We start from the raw sequence: 21,042 nt of genomic DNA on the forward strand, positions 1-21,042 counted from the left end.
GGTTCCACGGCCAGGACGAGACCGGACCTGCTGGTGATGCTCAATCACGCACGACGCGGCGGCGGCGAAGCCGGACCGGGGGGTCACCCGGAAGTGGACACCCTGGCCGCCAGTCGCAGGCTACGCGGGGGATTCTCCGCAGTGGCTACAGTGCGCACCGGCCGAAGAGGTCCGGTTCGGGGGTGGTGGTCATGTCACGCTCCTGCCCCGGGCTGTCCGTCGACGGCCCGTACTTCGTGATCGCGAGGAACATCGGCCCCAGGGGGAAGGCCCCGCACCAGCGAAGGGCAGGCGCGGGGCGCGAGTCGCAAGCGCCGAGGGAGCCCACGCACCCTGCCCCAGGGGGGCCTGAGAGGGCCGTCTCAGGTCGTGTGGTGGTCTGACACATTCAGGTGAGGGTGATTGTGATGACGACCCACATATACCGCTGACCTGGGGACTTCTACGTTGTGGCGACACCGACGTCCCCGCAGACCCCCTGGAAGTGGTGCACATGGCCTCCCCCGCAGCGAGCAGAACGAGCCCGTCCGGCATACGCAGGATCGTCGCCGCCAGCCTCATCGGCACCACCATCGAGTGGTACGACTTCTTCCTCTACGGCTCCGCGGCCGCCCTGGTCTTCAACAAGCTGTTCTTTCCCGACTCCGACCCGCTCGTCGGCACCCTGCTGTCCTTCCTGACGTACGCCGTCGGATTCGCCGCCCGTCCGCTCGGCGCCCTGGTCTTCGGGCACTACGGTGACCGGCTCGGCCGTAAGAAGCTGCTGGTCCTGAGCCTGCTGCTGATGGGCGGGGCGACCTTCGCGATCGGGCTGCTGCCCACACACGCGACCGTCGGCACGGCCGCTCCCGTACTGCTGACCGTGCTGCGCCTGGTCCAGGGCTTCGCGCTCGGCGGCGAGTGGGGCGGCGCCGTACTGCTCGTGTCCGAGCACGGGGACGCCCGGCGGCGCGGCTTCTGGGCCTCGTGGCCGCAGACCGGCGCACCGGCCGGGCAACTCCTCGCCACAGGTGTGCTGTCGCTGCTGACCGCGGTGCTGTCGGACGCCGCGTTCGGCAGCTGGGGGTGGCGTATTCCCTTCCTGCTCTCCGGCGTCCTGGTGATCGTCGGTCTGTGGATCCGGCTGTCCGTCGACGAATCCCCCGTGTTCAAGGACGCGTTGGCACAGGCGGAGGCCCGCAAGGCGGCCCGGGACGGCGCGGCCGAGAAGCTGCCGCTCGTCTCCGTGCTGCGGCACCACTGGCGCGACGTGCTGATCGCGATGGGCGCGCGCATGGCGGAGAACATCAGCTATTACGTCATCACCGCGTTCATCCTCGTCTACGCCACCACGTCGGCCGGTGTCTCCAAGCAGACCGCCCTCAACTCGGTGCTGATCGCCTCGGCCGTGCACTTCGCGGTGATCCCCGCCTGGGGCGCCCTGTCGGACCGCGTCGGACGCCGCCCGGTGTACCTGCTCGGCGCGGTCGGCGTCGGGCTGTGGATGTTCCCGTTCTTCTCCCTGATCGACACCGGCGGCTTCGGCAACCTGGTCCTCGCGGTGACCGTCGGACTCGTCATGCACGGTGCCATGTACGCGCCCCAGGCGGCCTTCTTCTCCGAGATGTTCGCGACCCGGATGCGTTACTCCGGTGCCTCCATCGGCGCCCAGTTCGCCTCCGTCGCGGCCGGCGCCCCGGCCCCGCTCATCGCCACCGCGCTCCTCTCCGACTACGGCAGCTCCACCCCGATCGCCCTCTATGTCATCGCCGCGGCCGTCCTGACGGTCGTCGCCGTCGGTGTCGCCAAGGAGACCCGTCACCGGGACCTGGCCGACGTGGAGCAGGACGCCGAGCCGGAGCCTGCGGCCAAGTCCCCCGCGGCGGACGCCCGGACCGCCTGAACCACCCGGGCGGCACAGATCCGGCCGGCCCCCGTGCGCCCTGCGCGCGGGGGTCAGTGGCGTGTGGGCGCCGACAACCGGTGCAGCCGCAGCGCGAGTTGGATCTCCAGCGCGCGGGCGGGGCTCTGCCAGTCCTCGCCGAGCAGGCGCCCCACACGCTCCAGGCGCTGGGCGACGGTGTTCACATGGACGTGCAGCTCGTCCTTGGTGCGGGCCGGACTCATCCCGCACGCGAAGTAGGCGTCCAGGGTGCGCAGCAGATCGGTGCCGCGGCGGTCGTCGTAGGCGACCACCTGGCCGATGGTCCGGTCGACGAAACCCACGATGTCCCGGTCACCGGCCAGCAGCAGTCCGAGGAAGCCGAAGTCCTCGGCGGCCGCGCCGTCCCCGGAGCGGCCCAGCAGGCGCAACGCGTCGAGACAGCGGCGGCCCTCCTCGTAGGCGGCGGCCACCGCGTCCGGGTGGACGGCGAGCTCGGAGACCGGGGCCGAGGCGCCGACGGTGACCGCCTCGTGGACGGCTGTTCCGAGGTGCCCGGCGGTGCGGCGGGCCAGTTCGGTGGCCGTGTCCCCGGCACTGAGTGGCAGCAGCAGCACGGTGCCGCCGTCGCGGGCGGCGGCCAGGCCGCGCCGGGTGGCGGCGAGGTGGGAGGCCGCGGACCACAGGCGTCTGCGGGCGGCCGCCTCCTGGTCGGCGTCGGCCGCGGGGCCGTCGAGTCGCGCGGCCAGCACGACGTGGGTGGCGTCGAGGTCGGCGTCCAGCCGGGCGGCCCGCTCGCGCAGCAGCCGGGGGTCGCGGTCACGGGCGTCGAGCAGGTCGTCCAACAGCTCGCCGCGCACCCGCTGTTCGGCCTCGGCGGCGGACCGTCTGGCCAGCAGGAGCAGCGAGGTGACCATCGCGGCGCGCTCCAGGGTGCGCTGGTCCACGGGGTCGAGCCCGGGGTGACCGCGCAGCACGAGCGCGCCGAGGAGTTCTCCGCCGGCGGCTACGGCGGCGATCCAGTCGTCCTTGTGCCGTACGGCGTGGCCCTCGGCCCGGGATGCCTCCAGCGCCTCGGTGGGCGCGAGCTCGGTGAACTCGACCGTGCCGTCGAGGATTTCGGAGACGGCCGCGGCCACGTCGTGCACCCCGCCGCCGCGCAGCACCAGCTCGGCGAGCCGGTCGTGGACGTCGGAGGCGCGCTCGATGACACCGCTGTGATCGCGGATGATCTCGTTGGCCCGCTCCAGCTCGGTGAGGGCCGAGCGGGTCTCGGTGAGCAGGTTCGCGGTGTCGATGGCGGCCGCGGCCAGCGCGGCGAAGGACCCGAGGAGCGCGATCTGCTCCCGCTCGAAGACCCGGGCCCGCCGGTCCGCCGCGAACAGCACCCCGATGACGTGGTGCCCCAGCGTCAGTGGCACGCCCAGGATGGCGACCAGGCCCTCGTCCCGCACCCCCGAGTCGATGGTGAGGGTGTGCTGGAAGCGGTCGTCCTTGAAGTAGTCGTCGGTGACGTAGGGGCGGGCGGTCTGGGCGACGAGTCCGCCGAGCCCCTCGCCCATCCCGAGCCGGAGCTGCTGGAAGCGGGCGGCGACCGAGCCCTCGGTGACCCGCATGTAGGTGTCGCCCCGCTCCGGGTCGTGCAGGCTGAGGTAGGCCACGTCCGTGCCGAGCAGGGACCGGGCCCGCTGCACGATGGCCCGCAGCACCGCGTCCAGGTCCCTGAGTCCGGCCAGGTCGTGGGCGGTCTCGAACAGGGCGGACAGCTCGGCCTCGCGCCGACGCCGGCCCTCCAGCTCGGAGCGCACGCGCAGGGCGACCGCCTTGGCCTCCTCGAGCGCGGCGATCCGATCGGCCGGTCTTCCCTCGGCGCGGGCGATCAGCACCGGCTGTTCGTAGGCGTCGGCGGAGGCGCCCCTGGCCAGCAGTGCGAGGAAGGGGGCCTCGGCGCTGCTCACGGGGCGCTCGGCGGACTGCACGTGATCGCTGGACATGCCCTCAGGATTGCTCATCGCACGCTCACCCCGTCAGGCCTGTGGAAAACTCCGGTCCGGCGCCGTTCGGTGCTCAGTGCGCGGTCCAGCCGCCGTCGAGGACGAGCGAGGTGCCGGTGACGAAGGACGCCTGCGGGCCGCACAGGTACGCCACGGCCTCGGCGACCTCCTCCGGTTCGATGAGCCGCTTGAGGGCGCTGTCCTGGAGCAGTACCTCCGAGACCACGCGTTCCTCGGGGATGCCGTGGGCCCTGGCCTGGTCGGTGATCTGCCGCTCGACCAGTGGGGTGCGCACATAGGCGGGGTTCACACAGTTCGAGGTCACTCCATGGGGGGCGCCTTCGAGGGCGGCTGTCTTGGACAGGCCCTCCAGACCGTGTTTGGCGGCCACATAGGCCACCTTGTAGGCGGAGGCGCGCAGTCCGTGCACCGAGGACACGTTGACGATGCGCCCCCACCCCTGTCCGTACATGTGCGGCAGGGCGCCGCGGATCAGACGGAACGGCGCCTCCAGCATCACGGTGAGCACCGTGTGGAACACCTCGGGCGGGAACTCCTCGATGGGGCGCACCAGTTGGAGGCCGGCGTTGTTGACGAGGACGTCGGTGCCCGCGGCGGCGTGCTCGGCGGCGTCCAGGTCGGTGAGGTCGAGGACATGCGGTTCGACGGTGCCCGCGAGCCCCGCGGACCGCTCGGCGAGCGCGTCCAGCCCGGCCGCGTCCCGGTCGACCGCTCTGACCTTGGCCCCTGCCGCCGCGAGCCGCAGCACACAGGCGCGGCCGATGCCGCCGGCGGCGCCGGTGACGAGGGCGGTGCGGCCGCCGAGGTCGAGCGTGGGGGTGTGGGGGCCCGGGAGGGCGCTGCTAGCGGTCATGGTCCGACCCTAGGCAGCACCCGAGCCTCACCACATGTGGTCGCGCCCCATACTTCAGTCGGAACTCGTAGAGTCAAACCATGTGGGTGCGTCGGTCAGCGCCTGCTTGATCCGCTGCAGCCCGAACTCGTTCAGCTCCGGCAGGGCGTCCACCGCGAACCATCCCACCTCCAGCGACTCGTCGTCGTTGACCCGTGCCTCGCCGCCGACGGCCCGGCAGCGGAACGAGATGTCCATGTACTGGCAGGTGTCGCCGTTCTCGTACGTCACGGGGTGGAGCGCCTGGACGACGATCACCCGCTCGACGACGCAGTGCACGCCCGTCTCCTCCTCGACCTCCCGCACGGCACAGGCCGCGGGCTGCTCCCCCGGCTCCGGGATACCGCCGATCAGCGACCACTTGCGGGTGTCCGAGCGGCGGTTGAGCAGCACTCTGTCCTGGTCGTCGAAGACGACGGCGCTCACGCCGGGGAGCCAGAGGAGGTCGTGCCCGATGGACTTCCGAAGGGTGCGAATGAAATCAGGGGTAGCCATGCGCCGACCCTAACCGCCGAGCACCACGCCGTGGTGATCTTCACGCCGTGGTGATCTTCCGGACGGCGCAGGGCCGGCGTACGGTCACGCCTCCTGGGCGCGCCGCCCCCGCAGTCCGGAGCCGATCGCCCAGCCGAGCCCGCCCGCGGCGACCAGCACCAGGGCCATCTCCGGCAGGATGCCGAGCCGGGTCGCCGGGGTCTCGGACGACCTGAGCGGCACCTTCTGCACCAGCGAGTCGGCCACGAACATGCCGGTCCTCTGGGTGATCCTGCCGTCCGGCATGATGATCGCGCTGACGCCGCTGGTCACCGGCACGGTGACCGTCCGGCTGTGCTCCACCGCGCGCACCCGGGACATCGCGAGCTGCTGGTAGGTCATCTCGCTGCGGTCGAAGGTCGCGTTGTTGCTCGGCACGGAGATCAGCTGCGCGCCGTCGGTCACCTCGGAGCGCACGGCCCAGTCGAAGGCGGCCTCGTAGCAGGTGACCAGGCCGACCTTGGCGTTCGCCATCCGGAAGACGCCCGGCTTGGTGCCCCGGCTGAAGTCCTGGCGGACCATGGAGGTCCAGTTCTTGTTGATCGCGCCGACGAGCCCCCGCAGCGGGAGGTACTCGCCGAACGGCTGGATCTGCCGCTTGTCGTAGGTGTCGGTGGGGCCCTTGACCGGATCCCACAGGATCTGCTCGTTGTAGAGCTTGCCGTCCCGCTCGACGACACCGCCGACGGAGATCGGCGCGTCGATGGCCTTGGCCGCCTGCTCGATGATCGCGGCCGCGTCGGCGTCCGCGAAGGGGTCGACGTCGGAGGAGTTCTCCGGCCACAGCACGATGTCGGGCTTCTGGGCCGTGCCGGCCTTCACCTCGGCGGCCAGCCGCTCGGTCTCACGCGCGTGGTATTCGAGCACGGCCCGCCGCTGGGCGTTGAACTCCAGCCCCGCGCGCGGCACGTTGCCCTGGATGGCGGCGACGGTGACGGTGCCGTCCTCGGCCTTGTCGCTCACCAGCGTCCGGGCGGCGAGCGCCCCGACCACCGGTACGGCCACGCTCAGCAGGGCCGCGGTTGCGGCCGGACGCCGTACGGCACCGGTGCCCCGCCGCTCCACGACCAGCCGCACGATGTCGTACAGGCCGAAGCCGCACAGCACGACGGCGAAGCCCAGGACGGGCGTACCGCCCACCGCGGCAAGCGGCAGGAAGAGGCCGTCGGCCTGGCCGAACGCGATCTTGCCCCAGGGAAAGCCGTGGAACGGCGCACGCGCGCGTGCCGCCTCTCCGGCGATCCACACGGCGGCCGCCCACACCGGCGAGCCGGGCAGCTTCGAGACGGCGGCGACGCCCACTCCGACCAGCGCGACGAAGATCGCCTCGATCGCCACCAGGGCGAGCCAGGGCCCGGGGCCGACCTCGACGCCGGTCCACACCAGCAGCGGCAGCAGGAAGCCCAGGCCGAAGAGATAGCCGAGACCGAGCGCCGCCTTCCAGCCGCGGCCGCGCAGCACCCAGCCGAAGACGGCGAAGGCGGGCAGGGCCAGCCACCACAGGGGGCGTGGCGGGAAACTGACGTAGAGCAGCACCCCGGAGAGTGCCGCGGCGGCGGCCGGGACGAGACGGCGGAGCCGGGCGGCCCAGCGGGAGGCGGGCGCGGACTGCGGTTCCAGCCGGTCCGACTCGTCCACGGAAGTTGCGGTGACGGTCACCCGGGGAGTGTACGGCGGTTGACCTCGGCGTCGACAGCGCGGTCCGTCGGGTGACCGTGGCCGCGAGCCGGGCGTGTGAGCCGTGTCATGGCCGGGCATCCCGACGCAAGTCGTCCACAAATCGACCATCAGCCGTTACGGTGTGCCGGAGTCCCTTTCGTACGGGCCGGTAGCCATCCGGGCGGCGGGGGCCACAGGTCGGGGGACCGGGGTTTCGGGGGGCGGGGTGGGCACCACGGGGATGACGTCTGTGGCCGGTTCCGACGCGGACGGCGACAGACGAAACGTTTCCGACGGAGTGGGCGTACTGGTGCTCGGCGCCTGTGCCGCCTGGTCGCTGATCACCGCGGCCGCGCACGACGGCCGTCCGGAGGGCGTGCTGCTCGCGCTGCTGGCCGTCGCCGCGGGCTATGCCGCCGGCCGGATCTCCGGGGCGCTGCTGCCGGTCGCCGCCCCCTGCACAGCCGCGCTGGCCGGACTGGCCCTGACGGTGGGACTCCCCCATCTCGCACCCGGGCCGGAAATCGTCGCTCCACTGGGTCACGCGGGCGCCACGGCCGCCCTGCTCACCCTCGCCACCGGTGCCGCGTGCTGCGCCGCCCGGACCACCGGATCGCCCGCCCTGCGACTTCTCCTGGGGCTGCTGGCCGTCGGCATCACGGTGGCCTCGGCCGCGCTCGGTTCGGTCTCCGGGCTGGTCACCTGCACCGCGGTGCTGCTGAGCGCGCTCGCGGCGGGCCGGACCCGCCACCGCGGCCCGGGCATCGCGGCACTCGCCCTCGCCGCGGCCGCGGTGACCGCGCTGATCTGGGCGGTCGCCGGGAACGCGGTGCCGGACGGACTCACCGAGTCACTGCGCGGCCGGCTCACGCCGCACCGGATCGGCCTGTGGCACGAGGCCCTGCACCTGGCCCGCGAGGACACCGCCCTCGGCGTGGGACCGGGCCGCTTCGGAGAACTCAGCACGACGGCGGCCCAGTCGTCACCGCCCGACGGAAGACCCCACTCGGCGCTGCTTCAGACGGCCGCCGAACAGGGGGTGACCGGGGTGCTGCTGCTGGCGGCGGGCTTCTGCTGGCTGCTGTACGCGCTGTGGCGTTCCCCGCGCCCCACACCGGTCGTCCTCACCGCGGGCGCGGCCCTCACAGCGCTGGCCGCGATCGCCGCGGTCGGCAACGCACTGAGCTTCACGATGGTGTCGGTGGGCGTCGGGCTCCTGGCCGGTCTGGCGACGGCCCGCCCGCTCAGCGACGAACCGCCCCCGAAGTGACCGGCCGGCCCGGACTCAGCGACGCGGCCCCGCGGTACCGGGCCGCAGCCGGTCGCGGATGATGCGGACGGCGGCCTCGGCGTCGTCGACGGTGACCGTGAACGTGTGGCCGTCCCACAGCTGGAGGACCAGGCCCTCACCACGGCGTACGACGACGGCGGTGCCCTTCTCGGGGCGCCAGCGGTAGCCCCAGCCGCCCCAGTGCCGCGGGGTGACGTGCGGGACGAACTCGGCTCCGGCGACATGGGCCAGCGGGATCCGGCGGCGCGGCACCCCGATGTGGCCGCAGCGCACCTCCAGGGACTCCATGTCGACCCTGAGGGCGACATGGACGAAGGCGAGCGTGAGGAAGAGGACCAGCAGCCCGGCGGCGATGCAGCCGACCACGGACATGACGAGCGGGGCGACGCCGGAGGTCCATGCCGAGTCGACGGCGAGCTCGATGCCGAGCGCCACGATCGCGGCGCCGCCGAGCGCCAGCAGCCACTGGATCCGGTTGGAGGCGCGGCCGGTCCAGACGTCGGTGTGGTGCGAGGTGGACTCGCCGTGGTGGTGGTCCCTCATGCCTACGAGGTTACTCAGGTTTCGCCCCGCGGGTAGGTCGTCGCGCAGAGTGACCGCTTCGGGGTGGGGTTTTCCGGCCGTTCGTGTCGGTCAGCGGGCGGGGGTGGCCGTCCGCAGGAGCCGGCCCTCCGCGTAGGCCAGGGCGGGGGCGGGCAGGGCGCTGCCCTCGCGTCCGCTGAGCAGCACGGTGAGGGTGCCGGTGGCCGCGGCCTCGGGCGCGGGCCGCTCGCCGATCCGGCGCAGCGCCTGGGCGGCGACCGCTCCGGCGGAGCCGTGCAGGACGAGCGGCGCACGGCCGGGGCGCTGTACGGCGGCGCGGATGCGCTCGGCGACCAGCTCGTAGTGGGTGCAGCCGAGGACGACGGTCGTCACGTCCTCGGGGGTCAGGGCGGCGGCCGCGGCGACGGCGGCGTCGATGGCCTCCTCGTCGGCGTGCTCCACCGCCTCGGCGAGGCCGTGACAGGGCACCTCGGTGGCCGGCACCCCGTCGGCGAACTCCTCGATGAGGCCCCGCTGGTAGGGGCTGCCGGTGGTGGCGGGGGTCGCCCAGACGGCGAAGGGGCCGCCGGCCGCCGCGGCGGGCTTGATCGCGGGGACGGTGCCGATGACCGGCAGCTCCGGTTCGAGGCGGGCGCGCAGGGCGGTCAGGGCGTGCACGGTGGCGGTGTTGCAGCCGATGATCAGGGCCTCGGGACCGTGGGCGGCGGCGGCCTCGGCGAGGGTGAGAGCGCGCCCGATGATGTCGTCCGGCGTCCTGGGGCCCCACGGCATGCCGTCGGGGTCGAGGGAGAGCACGAGATCGGCGTCGGGGCGCAGTCGCCGTACCGCGGCGGTGGCCGCCAGCAGACCGATTCCGGAGTCCAAGAGCGCGATCTTCACCCGGCCACGATAGACGATGAGCCCTTGAGGGCCGGTTGCGTGGGGCAGACTGCGCGCGTGAGCGCCATCGCGTGGACCGCCGCCGTATCCCTCGCCGCCTGGCTGTGGCTGCTGCTGTGCCAGGGCTTCTTCTGGCGCACGGACGTGAGACTGCCCCCGGAGCGGGATCCGCGGGCCTGGCCCTTCGTGGCAGTGGTGGTGCCGGCCCGCGACGAGGCCGAGGTGCTGCCCGCGAGCCTGCCGTCTGTGCTGGCGCAGGACTATCCGGGGCGGGCGGAGGTCTTCCTCGTCGACGACGGCAGTACGGACGGCACCGGGGAGCTGGCACGCGAACTGGCGCAGCGGTACGGCGGCCTGCCGTTGACCGTGTCCTCTCCCGGCGAGCCGCCGGCGGGGTGGACGGGCAAGCTGTGGGCGGTACGCCACGGCATCGGGCTGGCACGCGCGCGTGGCCCCGAGTACCTGCTGCTGACGGACGCCGACATCGCCCATGAGCCGGACAGCCTGCGGCGGCTGGTCGCCGCCGCGCACGCGGGGGGCTTCGACGTCGTCTCGCAGATGGCGCGGCTGCGGGTGGAGAGCCTGTGGGAGCGGCTCGTGGTGCCCGCGTTCGTCTACTTCTTCGCGCAGCTGTATCCGTTCCGCCGGATCGGAAAGAGGGGTGCGCGGACGGCCGCCGCGGCCGGCGGCTGTGTCCTGCTGCGCGCCGAGGCCGCCGAGCGGGCGCGGATCCCGGACGCCATCCGGCACGCCGTCATCGACGACGTGGCCCTCGCGCGGGCCGTCAAGAGCGGGGGCGGCCACATCTGGCTGGGCCTGGCCGAGCGGGTGGACAGCGTGCGCCCCTATCCCCGGCTGCACGACCTGTGGCGGATGGTGTCGCGCAGCGCCTACGCCCAGCTCCGCCACAACCCCCTGGTGCTCTTCGCGACGGTCGCCGGGCTCGCGCTGGTCTATCTGGTGCCGCCGGCCACCGCCGTCACGGGCCTCGCGACGGGGCGTACGACGACCCTGCTGCTCGGCGCTCTCGCGTGGCTGGTCATGACGGGGACGTACGTCCCGATGCTCCGCTACTACAGGCAGCCCCTGTGGCTCGCTCCCCTGCTGCCGTTCACCGCGTTCCTCTATCTCCTGATGACGGTCGACTCGGCGGTGCAGCACTACCGGGGGCGCGGCGCGGCGTGGAAGGGGCGCACCTACGCGCGCCCGGACACCGTCGTCGGCGAGGAGAGGTGAGTCCTCACTTGCGGCCCGGTGTCCAGTTCATGCCCCAGCCGTAGACGTGGTCCACCGTCCGCTGCGGGCTCACCCCGCGCTCGGGCACCAGATAGCGCGCCTCGCGCCGGACGACCAGGTCGTCGCCGGTGTTGGTGATCAGGGCCAGCGCGCAGACCGTCGAGGGGACCGTGCACTCGTCGAGGGAGAAGTCGATCGGGGCGCCGTACTGGGGCTGGAGGGTGACCGTGGCGTGCAGGTCGGCGAAGGAACGCGCGCCCTCGTAGATGGTCACGAAGACGAGGACGCGCCGGAAGTCCCGCTTGTGGTCGAGGTTCACGGTGAGGTTCTCACCGCTCGCGACGGCGCCGGTGCGGTCGTCGCCGTCGAGGTGGATGTACGGCGGCTGGTGCAGGGCTCCATAGGCGTTGCCCAGGGCCTGTACGACTCCCTTGCGGCCGTCGGCGAGTTCGTAGAGGGCGCACAGGTCGAGGTCGAGGTCGGCGTGCATGGCCACCGCGCGGCCGCGTTTGCCGGTCCAGCCCGAGAACTGTTTGCGTACCTGCCAGTTGAGGTTCACGCGCATCGCGCCCGAGGTGCCGCCCTGTTTGGCGAGGGAGACGGAGGGGGCCGACTTGGTGAGTGTGACTTTGGTGAGGCGGACCGGTGGCGAGGAGGGGGTGGGCGGAGGCGCCGTCGGTGCCGCCTGCTGGGGCTCGTCCACGGTGATGCCGAAGTCCGTTGCCAGACCTTCCAGTCCGCTGTCATAGCCCTGACCGACGGCGCGGAATTTCCAGCCGCCCTGACGGCGATAGAACTCCCCGAGTACGAAAGCGGTTTCTACGCCGGCACCCGTGCTGTCGAACCGTGCTGCCACCGTGCCGCGTTCGGCATCCCTCACCTCGATATAAAGATCGGGAATCCGGCCGAAGGTCCCTCCGTCCGCGGAAGCGGCGAGGACGACGGTCTCCACCGAGGGCTCCACGCGCGCGAGATCCACGAACAACGTGTCGGTCACCCGGCCGCCGTCGGTCCGCTTGCCCCCGTGGCGGACGGCTCCCGAGGAGTGCTGGGGCTGGTTGTAGAACACGAAGTCGGCGTCGGAACGGACCTTTCCGCCGGCCAGCAGCAGGGCCGACGCGTCCGCGTCGGGGACCCCGGGTCCGGAACGCCAGCCCAGTTCGACGCGCAGTGCCGTCGTGGGCACCTGGACGTTCGCCCCTTTCGACATCGACATGTCCGCCCCCATCAGCTGTCGGCAGGCCAGGACGCGCCCCGGCGGCCCTCGGAGTTCTACCCGTTCAACCTATTCCCCCGGGACAGCGAACTCCCATCCCCCGCACAGGAAGATCACCGGCCAACCGCCGGTAACCCCCTCGGAACTCGGCCTTTACACGGATGGGACCTGGATTGGCGTCCTTTTTTGCCGAGTTCGCTCGCATTGGGGGTCCCACGTCACTGCCGACACGGAAAACAACCCTCTTATCGGTCTCCCCAACCAGCACATCGTGGGCTTAACTTATGTCTCATGACCTCCCCCCGCTCCACTTATGGCGGCGGCTACTACTCCGCCTCCTTCCCGGACACTCCGATCTACGACTCACTCGTGGCCGAGCGGGGCACCCCGCAGATCGCCCCGATCCGGGTCCCGGCCGCGTACGACATCCCGGCGAGCAACCTGCCCGCGCTGCCGTCCGCGCTGCCCGCTCTACCGGCGGGTCCCTCCCAGTCCTACGGCTACCCGCAGGCACAGCAGCCTTCTCCACTGCAGCAGGCGCCCGGGGCGTACATCCCTCAGCAGGCCGCCGCGCCCCGCGGTTATCCCGGGCCGCAACAGCAGCAGCCACGTCCGGCCGCTCCCGCCATGGGCACGGGCTACGAGGCGATGCGCCCCGCGGCTCCCCGGCCCGCTCCGGCTCCCTACCAGGACCCGTACAACAACCAGCAGTACCGCGGGTACTGATTCGCCTCCCGGGCTGTCGGTGCCACCTGGCACGATGGCCTGATGGGGAATGCGCAGCTGTTGTCGGTCCACGTCCATCCGGTCAAGGCGTTCCGGGGTCTGGCACTCCAGGAGGCCGAGGTGGAGCCCTGGGGGCTGGCCGGCGACCGGCGCTGGGCGCTGGTCGACGACGGGGGAAAGGTCGTCACCCAGCGACAGCAGCCACGTCTCGCGCTGGCCGCCGCCGAGCTGATGCCCGGCGGCGGCGTCGCGCTGTCCGCGCCCGGCATGGATCCACTGACCGTGCCGGTGCCCGACCCGGCCGGGACCGTCACGCTGGATCTCTTCGGGGACAAGATCGAGGGCGTGCCCGCCGCCGACCCGGCGGCGCACGCGTGGTGCAGCGAGTACCTCGGCGCCCACACCCGCCTGGTCCATATGGACGACCCCGCCACCCGCCGCCCGGTCGAACCGGAGTACGCGCTGCCGGGTGAGACCGTCACCTTCGCCGACGGGTACCCGCTGCTGCTCACCTCCGCGGCGTCCCTCGACGCCCTCAACTCCCTGATCTCCGAAGGCCGGCACGCGGCCGAGGGCCCCCTGCCCATGAACCGTTTCCGGCCGAACGTGGTCGTGGGCGGCACCGACGCCTGGGCCGAGGACGACTGGTCGCGCATCGCGATCGGGGACGTCACCTTCCGGGTGGCCAAGGTGTGCGGGCGGTGCGTGGTGACCACCACCGACCAGGCCGCCGCCGTCCGCGGCAAGGAGCCCCTGCACACCCTGAGCCGGCACCGCCGCTTCGGCAGCCGGCTCGTCTTCGGACAGAACCTGGTGCCCCGGTCCCGCGGCACGATCCGGGTCGGTGACCCGGTCCGGATTCTCGAATAGGTACACATCCAGCCGTGTTCCGCCGACGGGAACCCGGCCCGGGGGACTGCGCGTTGGGGCTTTCATGAGGAGTTCATGAGAGGACCCGGCCGCAGGTGATTTGGCTCTCTCTTCGGCCGGTCCGGCGCGTGAACGCCTCCGCGTGGGGTTATCACGGAGCGGGAAGGGGGTGCGGACGGTGCGAGCGATCAGCGGACTCTGGCGTTGGCGGCGCAACCCGCTGCGCCGTGGGACCGACCTGGCCGAGGCCTGGGTGGGCCTGGTGGCCCTGCTGCTGATCCTGGCCCTCGGACCGGTGATCGGCTTCCTCACCGGCCAGGTGGCCCAGGACGCGCTGCAGCAGTCGGTCCGTGAACAGCACGACTCGCGTCGGCCGGTGACGGCGACCGTGATCCGCGCGCTGGACCGCTCTCCGCTGGACGCCGACCCGGAGGCCGCCTCGGGACGCGCGGTGCACAGCCGTGTGGTGGCCGACTGGACCGCGCCGGACGGCACCAGCCACCAGGGCACGGTCATGGCCGAGCTCCAGAGCCCGCACCGCGGCGACCACTTCAGCGTGTGGACGGACCTGCACGGCCGGATAGCGGCCCGGCCGCTGGACTCCGCCACCGCCACCACCCACGCCGTCCTCGCCGGCACCGGGGCGGCCCTGATGACCGCGGGCCTGATCGAGGGAGCCAGACGGCTCGCCGTCTGGCGCATGGTCCGCCGCCGCTATGCCCGTTGGGACCGGGCCTGGGAGCGGGCGGGCCCGGACTGGGGCCGGACCGGCACCGGCAGTTGACGGCCTTGCGGCTCTGGTCAACCCACCACCCGCGCGCACGCTACGGTGGACCGGCCGAGGTCCCTCGGCAGCACAAACCCGCGTACTCCGAGGTGGGGGCAGAGCAACGCCATGGCACAGGGCACGGTCCAGGTGACGCACACCGGTACATCGCGGTGGCGGCGCCGCACGGGTGAGTACGCGTCGCTCGCCGCTGCCCTGGAGGCCGCGGCCGACGGCGACGTCCTCACCGTCGCGCCCGGCACCTACCGGGAGAACCTCGTCGTGCAACGGGCGGTGACCCTGCGCGGCCCGGAGGGTTCGCCCGGTTCCGTGCGCATCGCGCCCGTGGACGGGGTGCCGCTGACCGTGCGCGCCTCCGCCGTGGTGCAGGACCTGCACGTGGAGGGCCAGGACGCGGCCGCGCCCGCCCTGCTCGTCGAGGAGGGCACACCGGAGCTCGCCGACATCCGGGTCGTCACCCGTTCCGCGGCCGGGATCGAGGTGCGCGGCGGCGCCCGCCCGACCGTGCGCCGCTGCACCGTCGACAACCCGGCAGGCATCGGCATCGCCGTACTGGACGGCGCGGGCGGGGTGTTCGAGGAGTGCGAGATCGTGGCGGCCGGCCAGTCCGGCGTCGCGGTGCGCGGCGGCGCCCACCCCCGTCTGGAGCGCTGCCGGGTCCACCACACCTCGGGCGCCGGACTGGCGGTGACCGGCGAGAACTCCGCGCTGGAGGCCGTGGGTTGTGAGGTCTACGAGGTCCGCGGCAGCGGCGTGCAGATCACCGCCCGGGCCACCGCGCACCTCACCGACTGCGATGTGCACCGCACCACCGGCGACGGCGTCACGCTCGACACCGACGCGGTGCTGACCCTGGCCGACTGCCGTATCCACGACATCCCGGAGAACGCGGTCGACCTGCGCTCCCGCTCGGTGCTGACCCTGACCCGCACGACGGTCCGTCAGTTCGGGCGCAACGGCCTGTCGGTGTGGGACCCGGGCACCCGCGTGGACGCCAACCAGTGCGAGATCTTCGACAGCACCGGCGACTACCCGGCCGTCTGGGTCAGCGACGGCGCCACCGCCGTCCTGGACTCCTGCCGGGTGCACGACGTGCCGGACGCGCTGTTCGTCCTGGACCGCGGCTCGCGCGCGGACGTCGTCGACAGCGACATCTCCCAGGTCCGCAACACGGCCGTGTCGGTGAGCGACGGCGCCACCGCGCAGCTCGACGACTGCCGGATCCGGGACGCGGCGACCGGCGCCTGGTTCCGCGACCACGGCAGCGGCGGCACCCTCAACAACTGCACCGTCGACGGCACCCAGACGGGCGTGATCGTCACCAAGGGCGCCGACCCGACGATCGAGCGCTGCACGGTCGACTCCCCCGCGGAGGCGGGCTTCTACGTGTCCGCGGGCGGCCGCGGCAGCTTCCTGAACTGCCGGGTGACGGGCAGCGGCGGATACGGCTTCCATGTCATAGACGGCTCCCGTTCGACCCTCAGGAAGTGCCGCACGGAGCGCTGCGCGCGCGGCGGCTACGAGTTCGCGGACACCCCGGACGGGGCCGCCGGTGCGGGCCCCGTCGTCGAGGACTGCACGAGCGACGAGAGCGGCGGCCCGACCCCGCCCGCGGCCCGGGAGACGGCCGTGCAGACCGAGTCCCGCTCGCCCGGTCTGCTCGGGGCGATCCCCGGGCAGCGCATCACCGAGCAGGAGCCGCTGGTCGCCCCCACCGAGCCGGACAAGCCCTCACGCACCTCGAAGGCCGTCCTCGGTGAACTCGACGCGCTGGTGGGCCTGGACAGCGTCAAGCGCGAGGTGCGGGCGCTCACCGACATGATCGAGGTGGGCCGGCGACGCCAGCAGGCGGGCCTCAAGGCGGCCTCCGTCAAGCGCCACCTGGTCTTCACCGGCTCCCCCGGCACCGGCAAGACGACGGTCGCCCGGCTCTACGGCGAGATCCTCGCCTCCCTCGGTGTCCTGGAGAAGGGGCATCTCGTCGAGGTGTCCCGGGTCGACCTGGTCGGCGAGCACATCGGCTCCACCGCGATCCGCACCCAGGAGGCCTTCGACCGGGCGCGCGGCGGGGTGCTGTTCATCGACGAGGCGTACGCGCTGTCGCCGGAGGACTCGGGCCGGGACTTCGGCAAGGAGGCCATCGACACGCTGGTGAAGCTGATGGAGGACCACCGGGACGCGGTCGTGGTGATCGTCGCGGGCTACACCGCCGAGATGGAGCGGTTCCTGTCGGTCAACCCGGGTGTGGCCTCCCGTTTCTCACGGACGATCACCTTCAGCGACTACAACCCCGAGGAACTGCTCAGCATCGTGGAGCAGCAGGCCGAGGAGCACGAGTACCGGCTGGCGCCGGGCGCCGCCGAGGCTCTGCTGAAGTACTTCACCGTGCTGCCCAAGGGGCCCGCCTTCGGCAACGGCCGTACCGCGCGCCAGACCTTCGAGGCGATGGTGGAGCGGCACGCGAGCCGGGTCGCCCAGGTGGCCGACCCGACCACGGACGACCTGACCCTGCTCTACGCCGAGGACCTGCCCGAGTCGTCCTGAGACCGCGGGCCCGGCACGTCCGGCTGGAGCCGGCCCAGCAGCCTCGCCCGCTCCTCCGCGAAGACGGGGTCGGCCTGGTAGTCGGAGTGGCCGAGGATCGGCGCGGGCAGCGGATGCAGCTCGGTTCGGCCGTAGGCGAGCGGGTCCTTCAGGGGCTCCCGGTCCACCTCGGGGCCGCAGTCGCCGGGCAGCCGGACCGGGCCGCCGATGGGGTCGGTGAGCCGGTACAGGTTGCGCCAGCAGTCCACGTCGTGGTGCAGCGCGGTGAGCGCGGCCGGGCCGAAGTGGGCGGGGAACCAGCGGCCGTAGAGGCGCTCCAGCGGGGAGCCGTAGGTCAACAGCCCGACCCGCGCCCGGACCGACGGCTCCAGCTGCCAGGCCGCGGCGGCCGCGAGCACGCTGCCCTGGGAGTGTCCGGAGATGACCAGCCGGCCGCCCGTGGCCCGGGTCCACGTCCCGATCCGCCAGGTCAGGTCCGGTACGGCGCGCTCGGCGTAGCAGGGCGGGGCGAAGGGGTGGGCGGCGCGCGGCCAGAAGGTGCCCACGTCCCAGAGGATGCCGATGGTCCGGCGCGCGGAGGGGTCCTTGTAGGCGCGGCGGCCCCAGGTGACGAACAGGATGAAGCCGAGGCCGATCAGCCAGGAGCCGAGTGCCTGCGCGGTCTCGGCGGCGCTCTCGACGAACGCGTACGCCCCCTCGGCGGCCTTCGCCGGTGTCCTGCGGGAGGTCAGGGCGCCCACGAGGGCGCCGGCGCCGAGGAGAAGGGTGCTGGCCGAGGTGACCCCGAGCAGGCGGGGTCCCCGGTCCGTCAGCGCCGCCATCGCACGGGTGCGGGCGATGCGGCGGGTGCGTGCCGCGTCCTTGGGCTCCGCGGGGTACTCGCTCTCGACCGCGCCCAGTTCGGCCCGGCCGGCGCGCCAGGTGCGCCGGCCGAGCCAGGCGCAGTGCCCCAGCAGCACGAGCAGGACCAGCGGGATCACGGACGCCTGCCAGGTCAACAGGACCGGCGGCCCGAGGATCGTGGTGCCGGTGCCGTCCAGCCAGTCCGCCACGCGCTGCGACACGCCGCCGGACATCACACCGCCCAGGGCGCAGGCCAGCGTCGCCACGGCGGGTCCGGCCAGGCCGCGCATCGCGGCGCGCGGGTCGGGATGCGTGCGGTACAGCAGGTGGGCGATCACGGCCAGGGCGACGACCAGCAGTCCCTGCACGAAGGCGATGCCGCCGAAGGTGGCGTCCCCCGCCAGCCGGCCCTGCGACTGCCAGCCCGGCCGCTCCCACCCGGCGTACACCGCGGCAAGGACGAGCAGGACGAGCGCGGCGAGCGGCAGGCGCCGTACGAGGTGCTCGTCGAGCTGCCGGTCGAGGTGCTTCTCGCTGCGGCCGCGCCGGCACACCACCCAGACGACGGCGGCCCCGGTGGCGACGAGAGCGGCCTCCAGGAGCCGGCCGAGCGTGTCGAGGAGTACGGGGCCGCCCGGTTCGCGGTCGAAGCCAGCCGCCGTCGAGCTGACGGCCGCGGCGATCGTCAGCAGGCCCGCCGCGGTGTGCGCGGCCCGTAAGCGGGCGACCAGGCGGCGGCCGTACCAGAAGCCGGGGCGGCCGAGCGCGGTGCGGCCGTCGTCCTCCTCCGGCTCGCCGTCGTGGGCCATGGGCTGTTGGGACTCGTAGGCCCTCCAGGTGCGGTGGGACAGGTACCAGAGCAGGCCGGTGAGGGCTGCCGGGACCAGGGCCGCGAGGGCGAGGCGGCGGCCCGGCCGGCTCCACCAGCCGTGGTCCGACACGTCGGGCGACAGGAAGCCCAGCCAGGAGTGCGCTTCGGCGCACGCGCGGGTGCCCGCGCACTGCCAGGCCGCGAGGTCCAGGGCGACCTCGCAGGCGGCGGCGACCAGCAGAACGGTCAGGGTCAGGCCGGCGAGCCGCACCAGGAGGCCGTACAGGCGCACGGTCCGTTTGCGGCCGCGTGCGGTGGGGCGCATCCAGTGGGCGAGGTTGACCACCATGAACGGCAGCAACAGCAGCCACAGGGCGCGGGTGCCGTTGCCGGAGGTGAGGTTGCACCAGACGTACGCCTCGGGCACCGGTCCGGTGCGGCCCTCGCGCGATCCGCTTGCCCGGGTCTCCGCGTCGACGTCCTCGGCGCGCCGGAAGACGGCCGCGATGTCGTCACCGGTGATCCGCACCGTGCGCGGATCGTCGAGCATCTTCTCCGGTGTGGTGCCGCCCACCCCGTGGACCAGGAGTTCCAGGGCGGTGCCGGATTCTTCGGGCCGGGCGGCCGGGCCGTCCGCGCCCATGGTCGTGACACGTTCCACTGTTCTCGCACTTCCCCCGTGACGCGCCGTCGGCATCTGTCCGTGCGTGCACCAGGATCCCCTGCCCGGCGTGTCGCGCACCCCCCTCGTCACGGAATCTCCCCGATCCGGGTGACAGCCGAGGCCCGGGTGGCACCCCGCCGGCAGGAGCGCGACGGGGCGGTCGGTGGCGCTCCCCGTGGGGGCCCGTGCGAGTATGGGACGTCCCGCGCACCAGGGACGGGCAAAATGTGCTTGTGGGAGAGGGTGCGCAGGGCGTGTCGGACGGCCCCAGACGGAAAGGACCGGAGCGTACGTGAGCGAGAATCAGAACCTCCTCGCGGAGCAGCGGCGCGCCCTGATCCTGGACGAGGTCCGGCGCCGAGGCGGCGTGCGCGTCAACGAGCTGACCCGCAAGCTCGGCGTGTCGGACATGACCGTACGGCGCGATCTCGACGCGCTGGCCCGCCAGGGCGTGCTGGAGAAGGTGCACGGCGGCGCGGTCCCGGTGGTCGAGGCGAGCACCCACGAGCCGGGTTTCGAGGCGAAGTCGGGTCTGGAGCTGACCGCCAAGGAGGACATCGCGCGGTCCGCGGCGGAGCTGGTCGCCCCGGGCACCGCGATCGCGCTGTCGGGCGGTACGACGACGTACGCGCTGGCCCACCATCTGCTCGACGTGCCGGATCTGACCGTCGTGACCAACTCGGTGCGGGTGGCCGACGTGTTCCACGCGGCGCAGCGCACCACGGGCCCGCGTCAGGGCGCGGCGACCGTCGTGCTGACCGGCGGTGTGCGCACCCCGTCCGACTCCCTGGTGGGACCGGTGGCCGACCAGGCGATCGGGGCGCTCCACTTCGACGTGCTCTTCCTCGGTGTGCACGGCATATCGGTCGAGGCCGGCCTGTCCACACCGAACCTCGCGGAGGCCGAGACCAACCGGCGGCTCGTGCAGTCGGCGCGGCGGGTCGTGGTGGTCGCCGACCACACCAAGTGGGGCACCGTGGGCCTGAGTTCGTTCGCGTCGCTGGAGCAGGTCGACACGCTGGTCACGGACGCGGGGCTGCCGGCCTCGGCGCGTGCGGAGGTCTCGGAGCATCTGCGGCGGCTGGTCGTGGCGGGCGAGTCCGTTGACGGTACAGACAGGTGACTGAGCGTCAGCTAGGGTGACACTCCCGTTCGACACCTGGGGGTGTGTCCATGGCCCACCAACTGCGCGAGGTGGGGCTCGACTTCATCGAGTCCGCGCCCGTACGGATGGTGTTCGTGCAGGAGATGTCCGCTCCGCCCGAGGCGGTCTACCGGGCGCTCGCCGAGGACGTGCCGGGCTGGGAGGAGTGGTTCTCCGCGGTGACGCTGGCCCGCTCGGCCGGGGACGGCTCGACCCGCGAGATCCACCTCAAGGGCGGCGGCCGCTTCCGGGAGACGATCATCGCGGCCAAGGACCCCGAGGTGTACGCCTACCGGGTCGACGTGGCCAACGCGCCCGGCGCCCGTGCCATCGCCGAGGAGTGGCGGCTCACCCCCTCCGGGGCGGGCACCCACGTGCGCTGGACGTTCGCCGTGGACGGCACGGCGGCGTTCCGGGTCGTGGTGAGGTTCGGGCGCGCCGGGCTGGGCCGGGCCTTCCGGGACGCGGTCAAGCGGCTGGACCGGCGGCTCGCGCCCTGAGGACCGGGACCAGCGGCTCGCAGACGC

Annotated in this window: 17 protein-coding genes; 9 read left to right on the forward strand and 8 right to left on the reverse strand. The window is 73.0% G+C overall.

All coding sequences use genetic code 11. The annotated features are described in order from the left end of the window. Positions 1 to 493 precede the first annotated feature (493 nt). Positions 494 to 1,882: an MFS transporter gene (locus tag ACFYZ8_RS16695; RefSeq protein WP_389049839.1), complete on the forward strand. Its 1,389-nt coding sequence runs from the start codon at positions 494 to 496 to the stop codon at positions 1,880 to 1,882. Positions 1,883 to 1,935: 53 nt separating this feature from the next. On the opposite strand, the gene ACFYZ8_RS16700 is transcribed toward ACFYZ8_RS16695, so the two are convergent. The 4 genes from ACFYZ8_RS16700 to lnt all read right to left on the reverse strand — a co-directional run bounded on the left by ACFYZ8_RS16700 (position 1,936) and on the right by lnt (position 6,961). Next, the gene (locus ACFYZ8_RS16700) at positions 1,936 to 3,855 is read right to left on the reverse strand and encodes a helix-turn-helix domain-containing protein (RefSeq protein WP_388530867.1); all 1,920 of its coding nucleotides are present in this window, start codon (positions 3,853 to 3,855) and stop codon (positions 1,936 to 1,938) included. 73 nt (positions 3,856 to 3,928) lie between these two features. After that, the gene (locus tag ACFYZ8_RS16705) at positions 3,929 to 4,729 is read right to left on the reverse strand and encodes a 3-hydroxybutyrate dehydrogenase (protein ID WP_388530864.1); all 801 of its coding nucleotides are present in this window, start codon (positions 4,727 to 4,729) and stop codon (positions 3,929 to 3,931) included. Positions 4,730 to 4,783: 54 nt separating this feature from the next. Then, entirely contained in the window at positions 4,784 to 5,263 is a 480-nt protein-coding gene (locus ACFYZ8_RS16710; RefSeq protein ID WP_388530861.1) for an NUDIX domain-containing protein, read from the reverse strand. An 84-nt stretch (positions 5,264 to 5,347) separates the two neighbouring features. After that, positions 5,348 to 6,961, reverse strand: coding sequence for an apolipoprotein N-acyltransferase (gene lnt / locus ACFYZ8_RS16715; RefSeq protein WP_388530858.1), 1,614 nt, complete (start codon positions 6,959 to 6,961; stop codon positions 5,348 to 5,350). Positions 6,962 to 7,202: 241 nt separating this feature from the next. On the opposite strand from lnt, the gene ACFYZ8_RS16720 reads away from it, so the two are divergent. Next, on the forward strand, positions 7,203 to 8,231 hold the full coding sequence (locus tag ACFYZ8_RS16720) for an O-antigen ligase family protein (RefSeq protein WP_359028474.1): 1,029 nt from the start codon (positions 7,203 to 7,205) through the stop codon (positions 8,229 to 8,231). Between the two features lie 15 nt (positions 8,232 to 8,246). Here ACFYZ8_RS16720 and ACFYZ8_RS16725 read toward each other — a convergent pair whose 3' ends face one another. Both ACFYZ8_RS16725 and ACFYZ8_RS16730 read right to left on the reverse strand, forming a co-directional pair. After that, positions 8,247 to 8,795 (reverse strand): hypothetical protein, encoded by a 549-nt coding sequence (locus tag ACFYZ8_RS16725; RefSeq protein WP_388530855.1) that lies wholly within the window; start codon positions 8,793 to 8,795, stop codon positions 8,247 to 8,249. A 90-nt stretch (positions 8,796 to 8,885) separates the two neighbouring features. After that, on the reverse strand, positions 8,886 to 9,674 hold the full coding sequence (locus ACFYZ8_RS16730; protein ID WP_359028472.1) for an aspartate/glutamate racemase family protein: 789 nt from the start codon (positions 9,672 to 9,674) through the stop codon (positions 8,886 to 8,888). A 39-nt stretch (positions 9,675 to 9,713) separates the two neighbouring features. Between ACFYZ8_RS16730 and ACFYZ8_RS16735 the strand changes: the two genes are divergently transcribed. Next, positions 9,714 to 10,910, forward strand: coding sequence for a glycosyltransferase (locus tag ACFYZ8_RS16735; RefSeq protein WP_388530852.1), 1,197 nt, complete (start codon positions 9,714 to 9,716; stop codon positions 10,908 to 10,910). A 4-nt stretch (positions 10,911 to 10,914) separates the two neighbouring features. Here ACFYZ8_RS16735 and ACFYZ8_RS16740 read toward each other — a convergent pair whose 3' ends face one another. Then, complete coding sequence (locus tag ACFYZ8_RS16740) at positions 10,915 to 12,120, reverse strand: TerD family protein (RefSeq protein WP_359028632.1); 1,206 nt, start codon at positions 12,118 to 12,120, stop codon at positions 10,915 to 10,917. 297 nt (positions 12,121 to 12,417) lie between these two features. Between ACFYZ8_RS16740 and ACFYZ8_RS16745 the strand changes: the two genes are divergently transcribed. The 4 genes from ACFYZ8_RS16745 to ACFYZ8_RS16760 all read left to right on the forward strand — a co-directional run bounded on the left by ACFYZ8_RS16745 (position 12,418) and on the right by ACFYZ8_RS16760 (position 17,053). Further along, positions 12,418 to 12,852 (forward strand): DUF6643 family protein, encoded by a 435-nt coding sequence (locus ACFYZ8_RS16745; protein WP_359028470.1) that lies wholly within the window; start codon positions 12,418 to 12,420, stop codon positions 12,850 to 12,852. A gap of 42 nt (positions 12,853 to 12,894) precedes the next feature. Next, entirely contained in the window at positions 12,895 to 13,722 is an 828-nt protein-coding gene (locus tag ACFYZ8_RS16750; protein ID WP_388530849.1) for an MOSC domain-containing protein, read from the forward strand. Positions 13,723 to 13,900: 178 nt separating this feature from the next. Beyond that, positions 13,901 to 14,506: a hypothetical protein gene (locus ACFYZ8_RS16755; protein ID WP_388530847.1), complete on the forward strand. Its 606-nt coding sequence runs from the start codon at positions 13,901 to 13,903 to the stop codon at positions 14,504 to 14,506. Positions 14,507 to 14,617: 111 nt separating this feature from the next. Beyond that, a complete protein-coding gene (locus tag ACFYZ8_RS16760; RefSeq protein WP_388530844.1) occupies positions 14,618 to 17,053 on the forward strand; it encodes a right-handed parallel beta-helix repeat-containing protein in 2,436 nt (811 codons plus the stop codon). Here the strand turns inward: ACFYZ8_RS16760 and ACFYZ8_RS16765 are convergent. Then, positions 17,023 to 19,404: a hypothetical protein gene (locus tag ACFYZ8_RS16765; protein WP_388530841.1), complete on the reverse strand. Its 2,382-nt coding sequence runs from the start codon at positions 19,402 to 19,404 to the stop codon at positions 17,023 to 17,025. The two genes, ACFYZ8_RS16760 and ACFYZ8_RS16765, sit on opposite strands and share 31 nt — an antisense overlap. Before the next feature lie 259 nt (positions 19,405 to 19,663). On the opposite strand from ACFYZ8_RS16765, the gene ACFYZ8_RS16770 reads away from it, so the two are divergent. Both ACFYZ8_RS16770 and ACFYZ8_RS16775 read left to right on the forward strand, forming a co-directional pair. Beyond that, positions 19,664 to 20,494 carry a DeoR/GlpR family DNA-binding transcription regulator gene (locus ACFYZ8_RS16770; RefSeq protein ID WP_359028466.1) on the forward strand — a complete coding sequence of 277 codons (831 nt, stop codon included), beginning with the start codon at positions 19,664 to 19,666 and terminating at the stop codon, positions 20,492 to 20,494. Positions 20,495 to 20,544: 50 nt separating this feature from the next. Further along, on the forward strand, positions 20,545 to 21,015 hold the full coding sequence (locus ACFYZ8_RS16775) for an SRPBCC family protein (RefSeq protein WP_388530838.1): 471 nt from the start codon (positions 20,545 to 20,547) through the stop codon (positions 21,013 to 21,015). The last annotated feature ends 27 nt before the right edge of the window (positions 21,016 to 21,042 follow it).

Source organism: Streptomyces sp. NPDC001668 (genome assembly GCF_042893155.1).
In the GTDB taxonomy this organism is placed as follows: Bacteria; Actinomycetota; Actinomycetes; order Streptomycetales; family Streptomycetaceae; genus Streptomyces.

What these genes read in the sequence shown, in the direction of transcription:
- ACFYZ8_RS16695 (WP_389049839.1), top strand. Translation starts at nt 494, where the DNA reads ATGGCCTCCCCCGCAGCGAGCAGAACGAGCCCGTCCGGCATACGCAGG.
- ACFYZ8_RS16700 (WP_388530867.1), bottom strand. Translation starts at nt 3,855, where the DNA reads ATGTCCAGCGATCACGTGCAGTCCGCCGAGCGCCCCGTGAGCAGCGCC.
- ACFYZ8_RS16705 (WP_388530864.1), bottom strand. Translation starts at nt 4,729, where the DNA reads ATGACCGCTAGCAGCGCCCTCCCGGGCCCCCACACCCCCACGCTCGAC.
- ACFYZ8_RS16710 (WP_388530861.1), bottom strand. Translation starts at nt 5,263, where the DNA reads ATGGCTACCCCTGATTTCATTCGCACCCTTCGGAAGTCCATCGGGCAC.
- ACFYZ8_RS16720 (WP_359028474.1), top strand. Translation starts at nt 7,203, where the DNA reads ATGACGTCTGTGGCCGGTTCCGACGCGGACGGCGACAGACGAAACGTT.
- ACFYZ8_RS16725 (WP_388530855.1), bottom strand. Translation starts at nt 8,795, where the DNA reads ATGAGGGACCACCACCACGGCGAGTCCACCTCGCACCACACCGACGTC.
- ACFYZ8_RS16740 (WP_359028632.1), bottom strand. Translation starts at nt 12,120, where the DNA reads ATGTCGAAAGGGGCGAACGTCCAGGTGCCCACGACGGCACTGCGCGTC.
- ACFYZ8_RS16745 (WP_359028470.1), top strand. Translation starts at nt 12,418, where the DNA reads ATGACCTCCCCCCGCTCCACTTATGGCGGCGGCTACTACTCCGCCTCC.
- ACFYZ8_RS16750 (WP_388530849.1), top strand. Translation starts at nt 12,895, where the DNA reads ATGGGGAATGCGCAGCTGTTGTCGGTCCACGTCCATCCGGTCAAGGCG.
- ACFYZ8_RS16760 (WP_388530844.1), top strand. Translation starts at nt 14,618, where the DNA reads ATGGCACAGGGCACGGTCCAGGTGACGCACACCGGTACATCGCGGTGG.
- ACFYZ8_RS16765 (WP_388530841.1), bottom strand. Translation starts at nt 19,404, where the DNA reads ATGCCGACGGCGCGTCACGGGGGAAGTGCGAGAACAGTGGAACGTGTC.
- ACFYZ8_RS16775 (WP_388530838.1), top strand. Translation starts at nt 20,545, where the DNA reads ATGGCCCACCAACTGCGCGAGGTGGGGCTCGACTTCATCGAGTCCGCG.